The sequence below is a fragment of the Corynebacterium efficiens YS-314 genome (genome assembly GCF_000011305.1).
Classification (GTDB): Bacteria; Actinomycetota; Actinomycetes; order Mycobacteriales; family Mycobacteriaceae; genus Corynebacterium; species Corynebacterium efficiens.
The window spans coordinates 1355471-1372396 of record NC_004369.1 but is presented as its reverse complement, the minus strand read 5'-3'; the positions used below and the strand labels follow the sequence as shown (position 1 = coordinate 1372396).

Genomic DNA, 16926 nt, shown 5'->3' with positions numbered 1-16926 from the left:
GATGTGTACGGATGGTGGTGAGTTGATCAAACTCAAGGTGCCAGCTTACTCGCTGTGATAAAGCGGTCCCGACCGGTCAGGTCCTTGAGCACCGCGACATCGACAAAACCGCCGTGACCTGTCACAACGTCCCGCACGGCCGCCGAGGTGGTGTCATCATGTTCAATCCCGACCACTCCCCCGGGCGCCAGTAGCGCATGGATGAGGTGGATCATCTCCGTGATCACATCCATCCCGGTGGGCCCGCTGAACACCGCCATGTGCGGATCACGGTAGACCTCGGGATCCAGGTCGCCGGTCTCCGGGACATACGGCGGGTTGGACACCACGATGTCCACCCGGCCGTGCAGATCAGGCAGCAGGGTCGGGTCGGTGACATCACCGATGACCAGATCCACACCGGGTGTGAACTCGTCGAAGTTGCGTTGCGCCCACGTCGCGGCACCCGGATCGAGTTCCACGGCGGTGACGGAGGCGTCGACAAGCTCATGGGCGATGTACGCGGCGAGCGCGCCGCTGCCGGTGCACAGATCCACCACAACGGGCTTGTCGACGCCGCGTCCCCGACGCACCGCCCAGTCGGCGAGCACCTCGGTCTCCGGGCGGGGAACGAACACCCCGGGCCCGACATGCAGATCGAGTGGCCCCATGGGGGCGCGCCCCAGGATATGTTGCAGTGGCTCACGGGCGGCCCGGCGCGCCACAGCCTCATCGAAGCCGTCGGGCACCGGATCACGCATATACAACGCCACGTTCAGCGGCCCGCAGCCGAGCAGGTGCGCGGCGATGAGGCGGGCGTCATTAAGTGGCGACGCCACCGCAGCCTGTTCCAGGATGACGGTGGCGTCGCGCAATGCCTCCCCGAGGGTACGCATGTTTAGTTATCGGCTTCGAGACGCTCTGCACGCTCAGCGGCACGCAGTGCGGTGAACAGATCATCCAGTTCACCATTGAGCACGGCATCGAGGTTATTGGCCTTGAAGCCGATGCGGTGGTCGCTGATGCGGTTCTCCGGCCAGTTGTAGGTGCGGATGCGCTCGGAGCGGTCCATGGTGCGGATCTGGGAGGCGCGGCCCTCAGCTGCCTCGGCGTCCGCCTCCTCCTTCTGCAGAGCCTGCAGACGGGCTGCCAGCACCTGCATGGCGCGTGCCCGGTTCTGGATCTGGGAGCGTTCCTTCTGACAGGTCACCACGATGCCGGTGGGCAGGTGGGTGATACGCACGGCGGAGTCGGTGGTGTTGACACCCTGACCACCCTTACCCGAGGAACGGTAGACATCGACGCGGATCTCCTTCTCGTCGATCTCCACGTCCTCCACCTCATCCGGCTCGGGGTAGACCAGCACGCCGGCGGCGGAGGTCTGGATGCGTCCCTGGGACTCGGTCACGGGCACACGCTGGACACGGTGCACACCGCCCTCGAACTTGAACTGGCTCCAGGCACCGTCGCGGGAGGGCTGGCGGGAACGGATGGACAGGGTGATGTCCTTGACACCACCGAGGTCGGATTCCGCGGAGTCCAGCACCTCGATGATGAAACCGTGCTTGTCGGCGTACTTCTGGTACATGCGCAGCAGGTCGCCGGCGAACAGCGCAGCCTCCTCGCCACCGGCACCGGCCTTGATCTCCATGACGATATCGTCACCGTCGTGTTCATCGCGGGGGGCGAGCAGGTCGGCGAGCTTCTCCTCCAACTCCACCAACTCCACCTCGAGGCGCTCGGCCTCGGCGGCGAACTCATGGTCCTCGTGGGCCATCTCGCGGGCGGCCTCGAGATCATCCCGGACCTGGACGAGCTGGCGGTGCACGTTGATGATCGGCTGCAGCTCGGAGTAGCGCTTGCCCACCCGGCGGGCGGCGGCGGGATCGTTGTGCAGGGCGGGGTCCGCCATCTGCTCCTCGAGTCCGTGGTACTCGGCGAGAATATCGTCAACCGCTGATACGTGTCCTGCCATCAGGAGTACTCCTCATCATTCTCGGATCCTGCCATCGGGGCGCTGGAGGCGACCTGCATGAGGAATTCCGCGTTGGATTTCGTCTTCTTCAGCTGCTTGATGAGCAGATCGATGGCCTGCTGGTTGTCCAGGGCGGACAGGATGCGACGCAGCTTGTGCATGATGCGTGCCTCATCCGGGTTGAGCAGCAACTCATCCTTGCGGGTGCCGGACGGGTTGACATCCACAGCCGGGAACACCCGACGCTCGGAGATCTTACGGTCCAGCTTGAGCTCCGCGTTGCCGGTGCCCTTGAACTCCTCGAAGATCACGGTGTCACCGGCGGAACCGGTCTCCACCATCGCGGTGGCGATGATGGTCAGGGAACCACCGTTCTCGATGTTGCGGGCGGCACCCAGGAAACGCTTCGGTGGGTACAGCGCGTTGGAGTCGACACCACCGGACAGAATGCGTCCCGATGCCGGGGAGCTGTTGTTGTACGCACGGCCCAGGCGGGTGATGGAATCCAGCAGGACCACCACGTCCTGGCCCTGCTCCACCAGTCGCTTGGCGCGCTCGATGGCCAGCTCTGCAACAGCGGTGTGCTCTGATGGCGGGCGGTCGAAGGTGGAGGCGATGACCTCACCCTTGACCGAACGCTGCATGTCGGTGACCTCCTCGGGGCGCTCATCGACCAGCACGACCATGAGGTAGCACTCCGGGTTGTTGGTGGCGATCGCATTCGCGATGTTCTGCAGGATGGTGGTCTTACCGGCCTTCGGCGGGGACACGATCAGGGCACGCTGCCCCTTACCGATCGGCATGATCAGATCGATGACACGGGTGGTCAGGATCTTCGGCTCGGTCTCCAGACGCAGACGCTGGTTCGGGTACAGCGGGGTGAGCTTGTTGAACTCGGGGCGGTTACGTGCCTCCTCAACGGGCAGACCGTTGATGGTCTCCACGCGGACGAGGTTGTTGTACTTCTGGCGGTTGCGTCCACCGTGGCCACCTTGACGACCACCCTGGTTGCCGCCCTGGTTCATGCGCACCTGGCCGACGATCGCGTCACCGGAGCGCAGACCCATGCGGCGGATCAGCTGGTTGTTGACAAAGACATCGGACGGCGCCGGGTGGTACCCGGTGGTGCGCACGAAGGCGACATTGGTGTCCACGATGTCGAGGATGCCGGCGACGTTCTGCAGCTGGTCGTCGTTCTGGTTATCGCCCTGGTCCTGCTGGTTTTCATTCCGGTTGTCGCGGTTGTCGCGGTTGTCGCTGCGGTCGCGTCCCCTGCGGTTGCGACGTCCCCTGCGGCCACGGCGGTCATCACCGTGGTCATCGGAGTCGCGGTTGCCCTGACGGTTGTTCTGGCTGTTGTCCCGGGAGTCCGACTGGTTGTCACCCTGGTCCTGCTGGTTGTCGCTGCGGTTACCGCGGCGGTCACGACGCTGGTTGCCGCGGTGGCGGTCCTGGGAATCCGACTGGTTGTCATCGGACTGGGTCTGGTCTGAACGCTCTGAACGCTCTGCCGGGGCATCCGTGGTCTCATCCTGGGACTGCTCCCCGTGGGCGGAATCCTGGGTGTCCCGCTGGCTCTGGCGCTGACGGTTGCGGCGTGCGCGACGGGCAGCGGAGCGGGACTCCATGCGGTTGTCCTGGTCATCCCCATCGGAGGCGGACTGACCATCCTGCTGGGCGGGTGCCTCCTGTGCTGGGGTGTCCTGGGTGGGGGTGTCCTGGGTGGGGGTGTCCTGGGTGGGGGTGTCCTGGGTGGTGCCCGTCTCCTCCTGGGTGCTCGACTGGGTGCTCGACGGCGATGCGGTCACCCGACGACGACCCCGACGGGCGGGAGCCTCCTGGGTCTCCTGTGCTTCCTGCACCGGGGCGTCAGGTGCTGGGGCTTCGGCGGCTTCCGCACCCTTCTCAGGCGCGGAGGTCCTGGTGGCCCGGCGGGTGCGGGTCGCGGGAGCGGCCGGGGCATCCTTGGCTGGCCCAGCCTGCTGGGTCGGTTGGGCAGGTGATCCACCCGAACGGGCGGTGGCGATGGCGTTGATCAAATCACCCTTACGCAGCGCGGAAACTCCCCTGAGTCCGAGTTCACCGGCGATCTTGCGCAGTTCCGGCAGTCGAAGGGCGGTCAGATCGCCCTGGTTCGCTGCGGTGTTGTCTGTGTCGGTCACAGATATCCTTTCGTTGCATTCCAACCAAATGGCGGTGTTGTGTCCCATGGGCCTACATGGCATTCGCGAAGGCTGAAAAGCTTCTTCTGTGTAATTGAGGTTGACCACCCACAACCCCACGGCAGAACGTCGATCAGCATGACACCCAGCGGGCAGAAACCCGGAATGTCGACACACGCCTGAATGGGGTTACGTGGTAGTTCACAGGGAAAGGGGAAACATGTTCTCCACATGATGCGGATGCAATGCTGCGCCCTGATCCAGACCGGTTGTGGCCGAGTTGGGCCCACACCTGAAGGTGCGCCGTATATTCATCCCACCATCCCCGCACGGTGACACCGCTGGGCGACGCCCACAGGGATGAAGAAGGATTGTAAAGCGCACCGGTATAGCCTACCCGGTCTTATCAGGACATATTAGCGTACTACACAGGTGGTGTCTTAATCGGTGCCCCACCTTCCGTCCCTGGAGGACTCCGGCAGGGCGGAGAAGGTCCGCTCCTCAGGCCACCCCGGATACCGGTTTCCCACCCGGACCCCCATTACCGGTTTCCGTGTCCACCCCTGCCGCTAGAGTGTTAAGCATGCTCAGCACCATGCAGGACGTCCCCCTCTCCCTCTCCAGGATCCTCAAATATGGTTCCACCGTCCACGGTGACACGATCGTCACCACGTACGACGGCGGCGAACAGGAACAGCTCACATTCGCCGACATCGGCGCCCGCGCTGCTGCCCTGGCCCACGCGCTCCATGACTCATTCGGGATCACAGGTGACCAGCGGGTGGGGTCGCTGTTGTATAACTGCGGCGAACACCTGGAAACAATGTTCGCAGTGTCCTGCATGGGGGCGGTATTCAACCCGATCAACAAACAGCTTATGAACCACCAGATCTCCTACATCATCAACCATGCGGAGGATGAGGTCATCGTCGCGGATCCCCGGCTGGCGGGTCAACTGGGCGAGGTGCTCAAGAGCTGTCCCGGCGTCCGGGCCGTGATCTTCATCGGTGATTCCGATATCCGGGAACCCGCCTCCCACCTGCCTGAGAGTGTGGAGGCCTATTCCTATGAATCACTCCTGGATGGTCGGTCCACCCACTATGACTGGCCGGTCCAGGATGAGCGCACCGCGGCGGCGATCGGGTACTCCACCGGCACCACCGGCGCACCCAAGGGGGTTGTGTACTCACACAGGTCGTTGTACCTGCAGTCACTGAGTCTGCGCACCACCGATTCCCTGTCGGTGACCCACGGCGAGACCTTCCTGTGCTGTGTGCCGATCTACCATGTCCTGAGCTGGGGTGTTCCTATCGCGGCCTTCATGTCGGGCACCCCGCTGGTGATGCCCGGCTCGGATCTCTCCGCCCCCACCCTGGCGAAGATCATCTCCACCACGCTGCCCCGCGTGGCCCACGGTGTGCCCACCCTGTGGATCCAGCTGATGGTCCACTACCTGAAGAACCCACCGGAGCGGATGTCACTGCGGGAGCTGTACGTCGGCGGTTCTGCGGTTCCCCCTGTGCTGATCACCCTGTGGGAGGAGCGGTATGGCGTGGATGTGGTGCATGTCTGGGGCATGACGGAGACATCTACCGTGGGCACGGTGTCCCGCCCGCCCTCCGGTGCCTCCGGTAGCGCCCGCTGGGCATACCGGGTCTCCCAGGGCCGTTTCCCCGCCTCGTTGGAATACCGGGTGGTCAATGACGGCCAGGTGATGGCCTCCACCGACCGCAATGAAGGTGAGATCCAGGTTCGCGGCCCCTGGGTGACCGGATCCTACTTCCAGCCCCCCACCCAGACCGAGGGGGGATTGGCGCACACCTTCGATGGCGAGCAGGTCGATGATGGTCGGGAATCATTCACCGCCGACGGATGGCTCCGTACCGGGGACGTGGGTTCCGTCACCAGTGACGGTTTCCTCACCATCCAGGACCGGGCCCGTGATGTGATCCGCTCCGGTGGTGAGTGGATCTACTCAGCCCAGCTGGAGAATCTCATCATGGCCACCCCCGAGGTCGTGGAGTGCGCGGTCATCGGCTTCCCTGATGACAAGTGGGTGGAACGCCCCCTGGCGGTGACGCTGTTGTATCCGAATGTTGAACCCACCCGCGAGACCGCGGAGAAATTGCGCGACCAACTGCGGGACCGGTTACCGAACTGGATGCTCCCGGAATACTGGACCTTCGTCAGTGAGATCGACAAGACCTCGGTGGGTAAATTCGACAAGAAGGATCTGCGCATGCATCTGGCCAATGGTGAATTCGAAGTGATCAAACTCAAAGGCCCAGGTGAGAAGTAGTCACCGGCAGCATTGTCCCGAACCCATGGTTTTCCGATTATTTCCGGTTATAGTTGGTTTTAATCTGCACCGTTCCTAGGATGGAGTTCATATGACCACCCGCCTCTTCCTCCAGCCCGGGCCCCCTCCCCAGGCAACGTCGCAGAGCCCACTGCTGACTCCTCCGGTTGGGCCTGGGGATCTCCCGGCCGACCTGCCTGTCGCCGGACCGGATGGCACCCGTACGCTCGTGGACCGATTCGGCCGGGTCGCCCGGGACCTGCGGGTTTCACTGACCGACCGCTGCAACCTGAGGTGCACCTACTGCATGCCGGCTGAGGGGCTGGAATGGATGCCCACGGAACAGACACTCAGCGATGCGGAAACCATCCGCCTCATCCGCATCGCCGTGGAGAAGCTCGGCATCCGCCAGATCCGTTTCACCGGTGGCGAACCCCTCCTGCGGAAAAACCTCGAGGACATCATCAGCGCCACCACCGCACTACGCACCGACGAGGGCGAAACGGTGCGCACCGCCCTGACCACCAACGGTCTGGGCCTGGACAAACGGATCGTGGGGTTGCGGGAGGCCGGCCTGCACCGGGTCAATATCTCCCTGGACACCATCGATGCGCAGCGGTATCTGTCGCTGACCCGCCGGGACCGCCTGTCCGGGGTCCTGTCCTCCATCGAGGCGGCCGTGGCATCAGGTATGCAACCCGTCAAGGTCAACGCGGTGGTCATGCCCGGTGTCAATGAGGTGGATATCGTCCCCCTGGCCTCCTACTGCCTGGAGCTCGGTGCGCAGCTGCGCTTCATTGAACAGATGCCCCTGGGGCCGCGCGAACAGTGGCGGCGCGGGGACATGGTCACCGCAGCCCAGATCTTTGAGCGGCTGGAACAGGCATTCATCCTCTCCCCCGCGAGGGAACCACGCGGTTCCGCCCCGGCTGCACTGTGGAACGCCACCGACCGGAACAACACGTCCGTCACCGGCACCCTCGGCATCATCGCCTCGGTGACGCACCCGTTCTGTGGGGACTGCGACCGCTCCCGCCTGACCAGCGACGGTACCATCCGCAACTGCCTGTTCGCCCGCACCGAGACACCCCTGCGCGACATCATGCGTGCCGGGGCCACCGATGAGGAGCTGGCTGCCGTGTGGGCAGGGGCGATGTGGGTGAAAAAACCCGGTCACGGTATCGATGATGAGGGTTTCCTGCAGCCCGACCGCCCCATGTCCGCCATCGGTGGGTGATCAGATCATGTCCACGGCCAGCATCACCGACCACCTCACCCGCGTACTCTCCCTGTGTACCCCGGCCCCGCCGGTGACCCTGCCCGTGACGGAGGCGGTTGGCTGCGTGCTGGCCACCGATGCCCACGCTGTCCTTCCGGTCCCGCCGTTTTCCAACTCGGCGATGGACGGTTTCCTCGTCCGCGCCTCCGATCTGGCTGACGGGTCCGACCTCACCCTGCCTGTTACCGGGGATGTGCCTGCCGGTGGTGAGGCGATCACCCCGGCCCCGGGAACAGCCGTGCGCATCATGACGGGCGCGCCCATCACGGATCCGCATGGCCTCGTGGTCATCCCGGTCGAGGACACCTCCGCCGAACCCGGCCCGCAGGATCTGCCGGAGACGGTGACCATCCACTCCTACCGGGGCCGTTCCCACATCCGCCCACGCGGGGACAATGTGGACACCGGTGATGTGCTCGCCCGGGACGGTGACACCGTCGATGCCGGCCTGCTCGCCGGACTCATCTCCGCCGGCGTACGGGAGGTATCCGTGTTCCCCACGCCCGCGGTCACGGTGCTCAGCAGCGGGGATGAGCTTGTCGACGCCCGGTCCGCCCCCACCACCGAGCAGATCCCCGACTCCAACCGCCCCATGGTGGCGCAGCTGCTCCGGGAATTGGGCATCACCTGCGTCACAGAGTTACACACCGGTGATGATCCGGCGGAATTCACCGCAGCCCTCCGCAGGGCCGGGGAGCACAGTGACCTCATCATCACCACAGGCGGGGTGGCGGCCGGGGCCTTTGATGTGGTGAAAGCCGTGATGAACACCGGTGAGATGTGGTTCGGACATGTGGATATGCAACCCGGCAAGACCCAGGGGGCCGGGACCTGGGGCGGGGTGCCAGTGCTCTGCCTGCCCGGCAACCCGGTGGCGGCCTATGTCTCCTTCCTCATGTTCGTCATCCCCGCGGTCTCGAAGCTGCGGGGCCGGGATGCCCCGGCGACGCTGGACAGCCGCCCCCGTGTCACGGCCACCGCCCGCTCCCCCTTCCCCACCGCCAAGGCGAAGAACCTCATCGTGCCGGTGCGGTTGACCTGGGATGCAGACGGGGCGGGTGCGGCACCCTTCACCCGGGCGGGTCGGGGCAGTCATTTCGTGGCGTCCCTCAACGGAGTCGGGGGCTTCGCGCTCATCCCGCCGGGTGCGACCGGGTTGCAGCCGGGTGGGCAGGTCACGGTGTATCTGACATGAACGTGATCATCCTCGCCGGTGGGCAGGGCACCCGCATGGGTGGGGTGGACAAGGCATCGGTCCAGCTCAATGGGCGGCGCCTGGTGGACCACCTCCTGGGCCAGCTTGAGGGGCATGACGTCATTGTGGTCTCACCCCACCCCCTGACCGGCATTGCCACCACCAGTGAGCAGCCCCCCTTCGGTGGTCCCGTCGCCGGGATCGCCGCCGGGATCGCCGCGTTGGAGCAACACGGTGACCTCACTGCCATCCTGGCCGTGGATGCCCCACACTCCGCAAGGATGCTCCCGGTACTGCGGGCAGCCATCGGCCCTGCGGATGTCGCGGTCACCGTGGCCGTCGACGGGTGGATCCAGCCCCTGTGCGCGGTGTGGCGTACCCCCTCGCTGATCCGGGCACTGGCCAGGATGGGTGAGGTCCGGGACCGCCCGGTCAGGGCGCTGCTCAGACAGGCGGACACGGTGGTGGAGGTCCCCGGTGACGGCACGGAGACGGATTATGACACCATCGGGGAACTGACCGCGCTCGGCGAGGTGGAACTGCCGGGTGGTGCCACCGGCCAGGGTGGGACGTCGACAGGCACAGGTCAGTAGAGACGCTCGAAGATCGGGGCCAGGAGCGGACACACCACCCCGAGGGCATCGCGGACACCACCCGGGGAACCCGGGGCGTTGACGATGAGACTCGAACCGCTGTCACGAGTGGTCAGTCCCACGAGACCGCGGGAGAGACCAGCCTGGTTGGTGGTTGACAGTCCGGTGATGAGAATCTGGGTCATCACGGCGGACAGCTGTGTCTCCAGGAGTGGTTCTGTGGCCTCCGGAGTCCGGTTGCGCGGGCCCACACCGGTCCCGCCGGTGGTGACAATGACCCGTATCCCACGGTTGACCGCCGACTCCAGTTCCCCGGCCACCATGTCCCGCCCCTCCGGGACCGTCACCGAGGACACCACCTCCACCCCCGCCTGAGACAGAAGTTCACGGGCGACAGCACCTACCCTATCCTCCCGCTCGCCGGACATCACCCGGTCCGATACGGTGATGACTGCCCCGGTCAGCTCCATTCCCTGCACCGTCATGGACGACTACCTCTCTCGCGCGCTCCCACCCCCGAAAAAGGGGGAAAATTAAAACCACATTTAAACGGACATCCAGTTAAAACACCCAACAAGCTGGACGTGAATTAGAGCACATTTCTGTTGCGTAATTTTCACCGGGTTAAATCGTATTAAAGATGACCTTAGCAGGTCACGCCGTGTTAGATTGGTTTCAATGCAGTCACGGAAGGGTTTCCGGAACGCCCTTCGACCCCAATCAGAAGAGGCATAAAGTGACAGAACTCAACACAAAGGGAAAAACTCTCCACGGGTGGGATCCCGAGGTCCCCGAGCAGTGGGATTCCAGGATCGCCTGGCGCACCCTGGCCATTACCACATTTTCCCTCATCATCGGCTTCAGCGTCTGGTACCTGGTCTCGGCCATCGCCCCGCTGCTCAACCGTATCGGTTTCGACCTCAGCGCGGCCCAGCTCTACTGGCTGACCGCGGTACCGGGACTGGCCGGAGGTATTCTCCGTCTGGTCTTCATGTTCCTGCCCGCCCGCATCGGCACCCGCAACCTGGTGGGGTTCTCCTCAGCCCTGTTTCTCATCCCCATGTTCGGCTGGTTCCTCGCGGTCCAGAACGCCAACACCCCCTACTGGTGGCTGCTGGTCCTGGCGGCCATGACCGGAATCGGTGGCGGTTGCTTCTCCGGGTACATGCCCTCCACCGGCTGGTTCTTCCCCAAGGCCAAGTCCGGCACCGCCCTGGGTATCCAGGCGGGTGTGGGCAACCTCGGGGTCTCCGTGATCCAGTTCCTCGGTCCGTGGGTGATGGGTTTCGGTCTGCTGGGCATCGGATTCATCACCCCGCAGCGCACGGTGGAGGGCAGTGAGGTCTTCGTTCACAACGCCGCCATCGTGCTGGTGCCGTGGGCGATGCTGGCCTCGGTCCTGGCCTTCCTGTTCCTCAAGGACATCCCGATGAAGGTGAACTTCAGGGACCAGTTGAACTTCTTCCGCAACAAGAACACCTGGATCCTCAGCATCGTCTACATGATGACCTTCGGGGCCTTCGCCGGTTTCGCCGCCCAGTTCGGTCTGATCATCAACAACCACTTCGGTATCGCCTCCCCGATGGCAGAGCAGTTCCCCGCGGAGGCGCTGCACGCCGGTGCCACCTACGCCTTCCTCGGCCCCCTCATCAGTGCCCTGGTCCGTGCAGGATGGGGCCCACTGTGTGACAAGTTCGGTGGTGCGGTGTGGACCTTCGTCAGTGGCGTGGGCATGATCGCCTCCACCGTGGCCGCCGCCATCTTCCTGTCACGGGCGGAGACCCCGGATGATTTCTACCCGTTCCTGTGGTCCATGCTCGCCCTGTTCTTCTTCACCGGTATCGGCAACGCCGGCACCTTCAAGCAGATGCCGATGATCCTGCCCAGGAAACAGGCCGGAGGTGTTATCGGATGGACAGGAGCCATCGGCGCATTCGGCCCCTTCGTGGTCGGTGTGCTGCTCTCCATGACCCCCACCGTGACCTTCTACTGGGGCTGTGTGGTCTTCTTCACCATCGCCACCGCCCTGACCTGGATCTACTATGCACGCCCGAACGCCCCGTTCCCGGGATAACTGAAAGGCTCTCGACACATGACTACCACCGACAGCAAAACCGACTCCGTCAACCCCCTGTTCAAACTGGGTAGCTACCTGCGCAAGGGCAAGGTTGGCTCCGAGGGACAGCAGATCTTCCTCAAGGGCGGACGCAGAGCCGATGTGTTCTACCGCAACCGCTGGGCCTTCGACAAGATGGTCCGCTCCACCCATGGTGTCAACTGCACCGGGTCCTGCTCCTGGAAGGTCTACGTCAAGGACGGCGTGATCACCTGGGAGTCCCAGGCCGTGGACTACCCCACCACCGGCCCGGACATGCCCGATTATGAGCCCCGTGGCTGTCCCCGCGGAGCGTCATTCTCCTGGTACACCTACTCCCCGACGCGCATCCGGTATCCGTATGTCCGCGGTGTGCTGGTGGATATGTACCGGGAGGCGAAGAAACGCCACGGTGACCCCGTGCTGGCGTGGCGGGAGATCGTCGAAACGCCTGAGAAACGTCAGGCATATATCTCCCAGCGCGGCAAGGGCGGATTGATCCGTGTGCAGTACAGCGAGGCCATCGAGATCGCCGCGGCCGCACACATCTACACCATCCGCAATTACGGGCCCGACCGCATCCACGGCTTCACCGTCATCCCCGCGATGTCCCAGGTCTCCTACGGCGCCGGCACCCGCTTCCTGCAGATGATCGGTGGTGTGGCCCTGTCCTTCTATGACTGGTACGCCGACCTCCCGCCATCCTCCCCGCAGACCTTCGGCGACCAGACCGACGTTCCCGAGTCCGGGGACTGGTACAACTCCAGCTACCTGATGATGTGGGGGTCGAACATCCCGGTGACCCGCACCCCGGATTCCCACTTCATGGTGGAGGCCCGTTACCGTGGCACGAAGGTGGTCGTGGTCTCCCCCGATTTCGCGGATTCCACCAAGTTCGCCGATGAGTGGGCGAGGATCAACCCCGGTACCGACGGCGCCCTGGCGTTCGCCATGGGCCATGTGATCCTCAAGGAGTTCCACGTCGACCGGAAGACCCCGTACTTCCTCGACTACATGCGCAAATACACCGACGCCCCCTTCCTGGTGGAACTGGATGACCGCGGTGACGGCACCTACACCCCGGGCAAGTTCCTCACCGCCGCCGGCGCGGCCTCCTTCGACCCGGAGCTGGCCGACACCGCCAACGCCACCCACCGCCTGCTGACCATCCAGGCCGACGGCCGGATTGTCGACCCTGGCGGCACCGTCGCCGACCGCTGGGGTGAGGAGGGTATGGGCAAGTGGAACCTCCGTCAGGATGGTGTCGCCCCGGTCATATCCATCGCCGATGTCGAGGGAGCCACCGACACCACAGGCACCGCAGAGGTACTCTTCCCCCGCTTTGATCTCGCCCCCACCGGCACCGGGGAGACCGGCCCGGTTGGCGCGGGCGTCATCTCCCGTGGCGTGCCCACCATCGAGGTCGGCGGCAGGAAGTTCACCACCGTCTTCGATGTCATGCTCGCCCACTACGGTGTCAACCGTGAGGAGCTCAACCTGCCCGGTGAGTGGCCGGTGGACTACCACGATCCGGTCATGGGTACACCAGCCTGGCAGGAGGAACTCACCGGTGTGCCGGCCAACCAGGCCATCCGCATCGGCCGGGAGTTCGCCCAGAACGCCGATGATTCGAAGGGCCGGTCCCAGATCATCATGGGTGCCGGTGTCAACCACTACTTCCACGCCGATTCCATCTACCGCACCTTCCTGGCCCTGACCTCCATGTGTGGCACCCAGGGTGTCAACGGTGGTGGCTGGGCCCACTACGTCGGTCAGGAGAAACTCCGCCCCTCCACCGGCTGGGGACTCTACGCCTTCGCCACAGACTGGCAGCGTCCGCCGCGTCAGATGATCACCACCGGCTTCTACTACCTGACCACCGACCAGTGGCGCTATGACAACACCCGCGCCGACCGTCTGTCCTCTCCTCTGGCCAACCGTGGTTCCGTCGGTGACAAGCTGACCTCGGACACGCTGATCGAGTCGATGAAACGTGGGTGGATGCCGGCCTATCCGCAGTTCAACCGCAACCCGCTCGTACTCTCCCAGGAAGCGGAGGACAAGGGTATCACCGTCCAGGAGCACATCGCCGGGCAGCTCAACTCCGGGGAACTCGAATTCGCCTGCGAGGACCCGGATGCACCGGAGAACTGGCCCCGCATCCTGCTCAACTGGCGCACCAACCTCATGGGTTCCTCCGCCAAGGGCACCGAGTTCTTCCTCCGCCACATGCTCGGTGTTGATTCCGATGCCACCGCACAGGAACTCGGCCCCGATGAGCGCCCGGCCTCCATCAGATGGCACGACAAGGCCCCGGAGGGCAAGCTCGATCTGATGTTGACCACGGATTTCCGCAACACCTCCACCACCCTGGTCTCCGACATCGTGTTGCCCGCGGCCACCTGGTACGAGAAGCATGACCTGTCCACCACGGATATGCATCCGTTCATCCACTCCTTCAACGCGGCCATCAACCCACCATGGGAGACCCGCTCCGACTGGGAGGTCTTCCACGACCTGGCGAAGGAGTTCAGCAAGCACGCCGGGAAGTGGCTGGGCACCCAGACCGATGTCATCGCCGCACCGATCGCCCATGACACCGCTGATGAACTCAGCATGCCCGGCGGCATCGTCCCGGACCTGGAGCGGGCGGGGTATGTCCCCGGTCGGACCATGGCCAAGCTCATCCCGGTGGAACGTGACTACACCCAGGTCTATGAGAAGTGGACCCACATGGGGCCCCTGGTGGAGAAGCTGGGCACCGGCACCCACGGAACGCCTTTCAACGTATCCAGGCAGGTGCAGGAGATGAAGCTGATCAACGGTACCGGCATGACGCAGTCCGCAGGTGAACGACCCCTGCTGAACTCGGCGGTCAAGGCCATCGAGATGATCCTGCACCTGTCGGGTGTGAGCAACGGTGAGGTGGCAGCGGAGGGCTTCCGCAACCAGGGGGCACGCGTGGGCACCGACATGATGGATCTCATCGCCGGTCAGGAGGGCACCCGCATCAACTGGGACCAGGTCAAGGAACGCCCCATGGAGGTCATCACCTCCCCGGAGTGGTCCGCGGATAAGCGCAATGGTCGCCGCTACACCGCGTTCTCGATCAACCTCGAGTACGACAAGCCCTGGCACACCCTCTCCGGGCGCATGCACTACTACCTCGACCATGACTGGTTCATCGACTACGGCGAGCAGCTGCCCATCTTCCGGCCGCCGCTGGACAAGATACACATCAACGGTGAGATGGGACCGGGTGAGACATCAACCGGCCGCGATGGCGAACCTGAGGTGTCCGTCCGTTATCTCACCCCGCACAACAAGTGGTCGATCCACTCGCAGTACTACGACAACCTGCACCTGCTGACCATCTCCCGTGGTGGCCAGGTCATCTGGATGTCGGATAGGGATGCTGCGAAGATCGGTGTGAAGGACAACGACTGGATAGAGGCCTACAACCGCAATGGTGTGGTCTCAGCTCGTGCGATCGTCTCCCATCGCATCCCAGAGGGCACCGTCTTCATGAACCACGCCCAGGAACGGACCACGGGAACCCCGATCAACGAGAGAACCGGCAAACGCGGTGGCACCCACAACTCGCTGACCCGCATCATGATCAAACCGATCCACGTGGCCGGTGGCTACGGTCAGCTCACCTACGGCTTCAACTACATCGGACCAACCGGAAACAACCGCGACGAGGTCACCCGGATCCGTCGCCGCTCCCAGGAGGTGCAGTACTAATGAAGGTCATGGCGCAGATCGCAATGATCATGAACCTGGACAAGTGCATCGGATGCCACACCTGCTCCGTCACCTGTAAGCAGGCATGGACCAACCGCGAAGGCACGGAATACATCTGGTTCAACAACGTCGAGACCCGCCCCGGTGTGGGTTACCCCCGTGGCTGGGAGGACCAGGACAAATGGGAGGGTGGCTGGGTCCGGACCAATTCCGGCAAGCTGAAGCCGAAGGCCGGTGGGCGCCTGAAGAAGCTGGCCACCATCTTCCACAACCCGAAGCTGCCCACCATCGATGACTACTACGTGCCGTGGTCCTATGACTACGACAAGCTGCTCTCCGCCCCGGCAGGTCAGGCTACCCAGCCCACCGCCCGGCCCATCAGTCAGCTCGATGGTCGTCCCATCGACAAGATCGAGTGGTCGTCGAACTGGGATGACAACCTCGGTGGTTCGCATGCGACCATGGATGAGGATCCGGTGCTGGAGAAGATGAACCTGCAGGTGGCCAAGGAGATCGAGGACTCCTTCATGTTCTACCTCCCGCGCATCTGTGAGCACTGCCTCAACCCCACCTGTGTGTCCTCCTGCCCGTCGGGTGCGATGTACAAGCGTGCGGAGGACGGCATCGTCCTGGTCGACCAGGACCATTGCCGTGGCTGGCGCATGTGTGTCTCGGGCTGCCCGTACAAGAAGGTCTACTTCAACCACAAGTCCGGCAAGGCCGAGAAATGTACCCTGTGTTACCCGCGTCTGGAGGTCGGCCAGCCGACCGTGTGCTCAGAGACGTGCGTCGGCCGCCTGCGGTACCTGGGCGTGTTGCTTTACGACGCCGATCGTGTCGCCGAGGTCGCAGCCACCCCGAACGAACAGGACCTCTTCGAAGCGCAGAAGACCCTGTTCCTCGACCCGCACGACCCGGAGATCATCGCCGCCGCCGAACGGGAGGGAATCCCCCACACCTGGATCGAGGCTGCCCAGCAGTCCCCCATCTATGATCTGATCTTCACCTACGAGCTGGCGCTGCCCCTGCACCCGGAGTACCGCACCCTGCCGATGGTCTGGTACATCCCGCCGCTGTCGCCCATCGTCGATGAGGTCACCGCCTCCGGCAACGACGGCGAGGACCACAGGATCCTGCTCACCGCCCTGTCCACCATGCGTATCCCGCTGGAGTACCTGGCTGGCCTGTTCACCGCGGGTGATACCCGCCCCGTGGAGAAATCGCTGCGCAGACTCGCCGCGATGCGCTCCTACATGCGGGATATCAACCTGGGCAATGAACCCCAGGAGGAGATCGCGCAGGCTGTGGGTATGGACGGGAAGAAGATGCAGCAGATGTACCGTCTGCTGGCCATCGCCAAGTACGACGACCGCTATGTCATCCCCACCGCCTCCCCGGAGACCCCGCGTGGCATCCAGGGGCTTGATCCCTTCGGCAACGTGGATCCGATCGGTGCCGCGGAATCACTCAACGTCGGGCTCGGTGAAGGCGCCCCGGAGGCCTGCGAGTCCGGAGTCCCGGCCGCCGCCGGCCGCGTGAGCCTGGCCTCGTGGAATCCCGGTGAGCGCCCCGATTCCATGTTCCCGAATCGACAGGGCTGAG

General features: G+C 64.1%; 11 protein-coding genes. 7 read left to right on the top strand and 4 right to left on the bottom strand.

What is annotated here, in order from left to right; genetic code table 11:
* Positions 1-32 precede the first annotated feature (32 nt).
* Genes prmC through rho form a run of 3 tightly spaced genes read right to left on the bottom strand, consistent with a single transcriptional unit; the run spans position 33 to position 4116 of the window.
* On the bottom strand, positions 33-875 hold the full coding sequence (gene prmC, locus CE_RS06555) for a peptide chain release factor N(5)-glutamine methyltransferase (RefSeq protein ID WP_006769266.1): 843 nt from the start codon (positions 873-875) through the stop codon (positions 33-35).
* 2 nt (positions 876-877) lie between these two features.
* Positions 878-1954 carry a peptide chain release factor 1 gene (gene prfA, locus CE_RS06550; RefSeq protein ID WP_006769265.1) on the bottom strand — a complete coding sequence of 359 codons (1077 nt, stop codon included), beginning with the start codon at positions 1952-1954 and terminating at the stop codon, positions 878-880.
* Positions 1954-4116: a transcription termination factor Rho gene (gene rho / locus CE_RS06545; RefSeq protein WP_035109471.1), complete on the bottom strand. Its 2163-nt coding sequence runs from the start codon at positions 4114-4116 to the stop codon at positions 1954-1956. Before rho ends, prfA begins: the two co-directional genes overlap by 1 nt.
* A gap of 583 nt (positions 4117-4699) precedes the next feature.
* On the opposite strand from rho, the gene CE_RS06540 reads away from it, so the two are divergent.
* The 4 genes from CE_RS06540 to CE_RS06525 all read left to right on the top strand — a co-directional run bounded on the left by CE_RS06540 (position 4700) and on the right by CE_RS06525 (position 9482).
* Positions 4700-6415, top strand: a complete 1716-nt coding sequence (locus tag CE_RS06540) for a long-chain fatty-acid--CoA ligase (protein WP_006769263.1) — start codon at positions 4700-4702, stop codon at positions 6413-6415.
* Between the two features lie 91 nt (positions 6416-6506).
* Entirely contained in the window at positions 6507-7652 is a 1146-nt protein-coding gene (gene moaA / locus CE_RS06535; RefSeq protein WP_006769262.1) for a GTP 3',8-cyclase MoaA, read from the top strand.
* A 7-nt stretch (positions 7653-7659) separates the two neighbouring features.
* Positions 7660-8889, top strand: a complete 1230-nt coding sequence (gene glp, locus CE_RS06530) for a molybdopterin molybdotransferase MoeA (RefSeq protein ID WP_035109545.1) — start codon at positions 7660-7662, stop codon at positions 8887-8889.
* Positions 8886-9482, top strand: a complete 597-nt coding sequence (locus CE_RS06525; protein WP_006769260.1) for a molybdenum cofactor guanylyltransferase — start codon at positions 8886-8888, stop codon at positions 9480-9482. Before glp ends, CE_RS06525 begins: the two co-directional genes overlap by 4 nt.
* Here the strand turns inward: CE_RS06525 and CE_RS06520 are convergent.
* A complete protein-coding gene (locus tag CE_RS06520) occupies positions 9476-9967 on the bottom strand; it encodes a MogA/MoaB family molybdenum cofactor biosynthesis protein (RefSeq protein WP_006769259.1) in 492 nt (163 codons plus the stop codon). The two genes, CE_RS06525 and CE_RS06520, sit on opposite strands and share 7 nt — an antisense overlap.
* A 251-nt stretch (positions 9968-10218) precedes the next feature.
* Between CE_RS06520 and CE_RS06515 the strand changes: the two genes are divergently transcribed.
* From CE_RS06515 to narH, 3 genes are read left to right on the top strand one after another with little or no spacing between them, the layout of a single operon-like run.
* Positions 10219-11556: a nitrate/nitrite transporter gene (locus tag CE_RS06515; RefSeq protein ID WP_035109468.1), complete on the top strand. Its 1338-nt coding sequence runs from the start codon at positions 10219-10221 to the stop codon at positions 11554-11556.
* Positions 11557-11574: 18 nt separating this feature from the next.
* Complete coding sequence (locus tag CE_RS06510) at positions 11575-15324, top strand: nitrate reductase subunit alpha (protein ID WP_006769257.1); 3750 nt, start codon at positions 11575-11577, stop codon at positions 15322-15324.
* Positions 15324-16925 carry a nitrate reductase subunit beta gene (narH, locus tag CE_RS06505; protein WP_006769256.1) on the top strand — a complete coding sequence of 534 codons (1602 nt, stop codon included), beginning with the start codon at positions 15324-15326 and terminating at the stop codon, positions 16923-16925. The genes CE_RS06510 and narH overlap by 1 nt, the downstream gene beginning before the upstream one ends.
* The last annotated feature ends 1 nt before the right edge of the window (position 16926 follow it).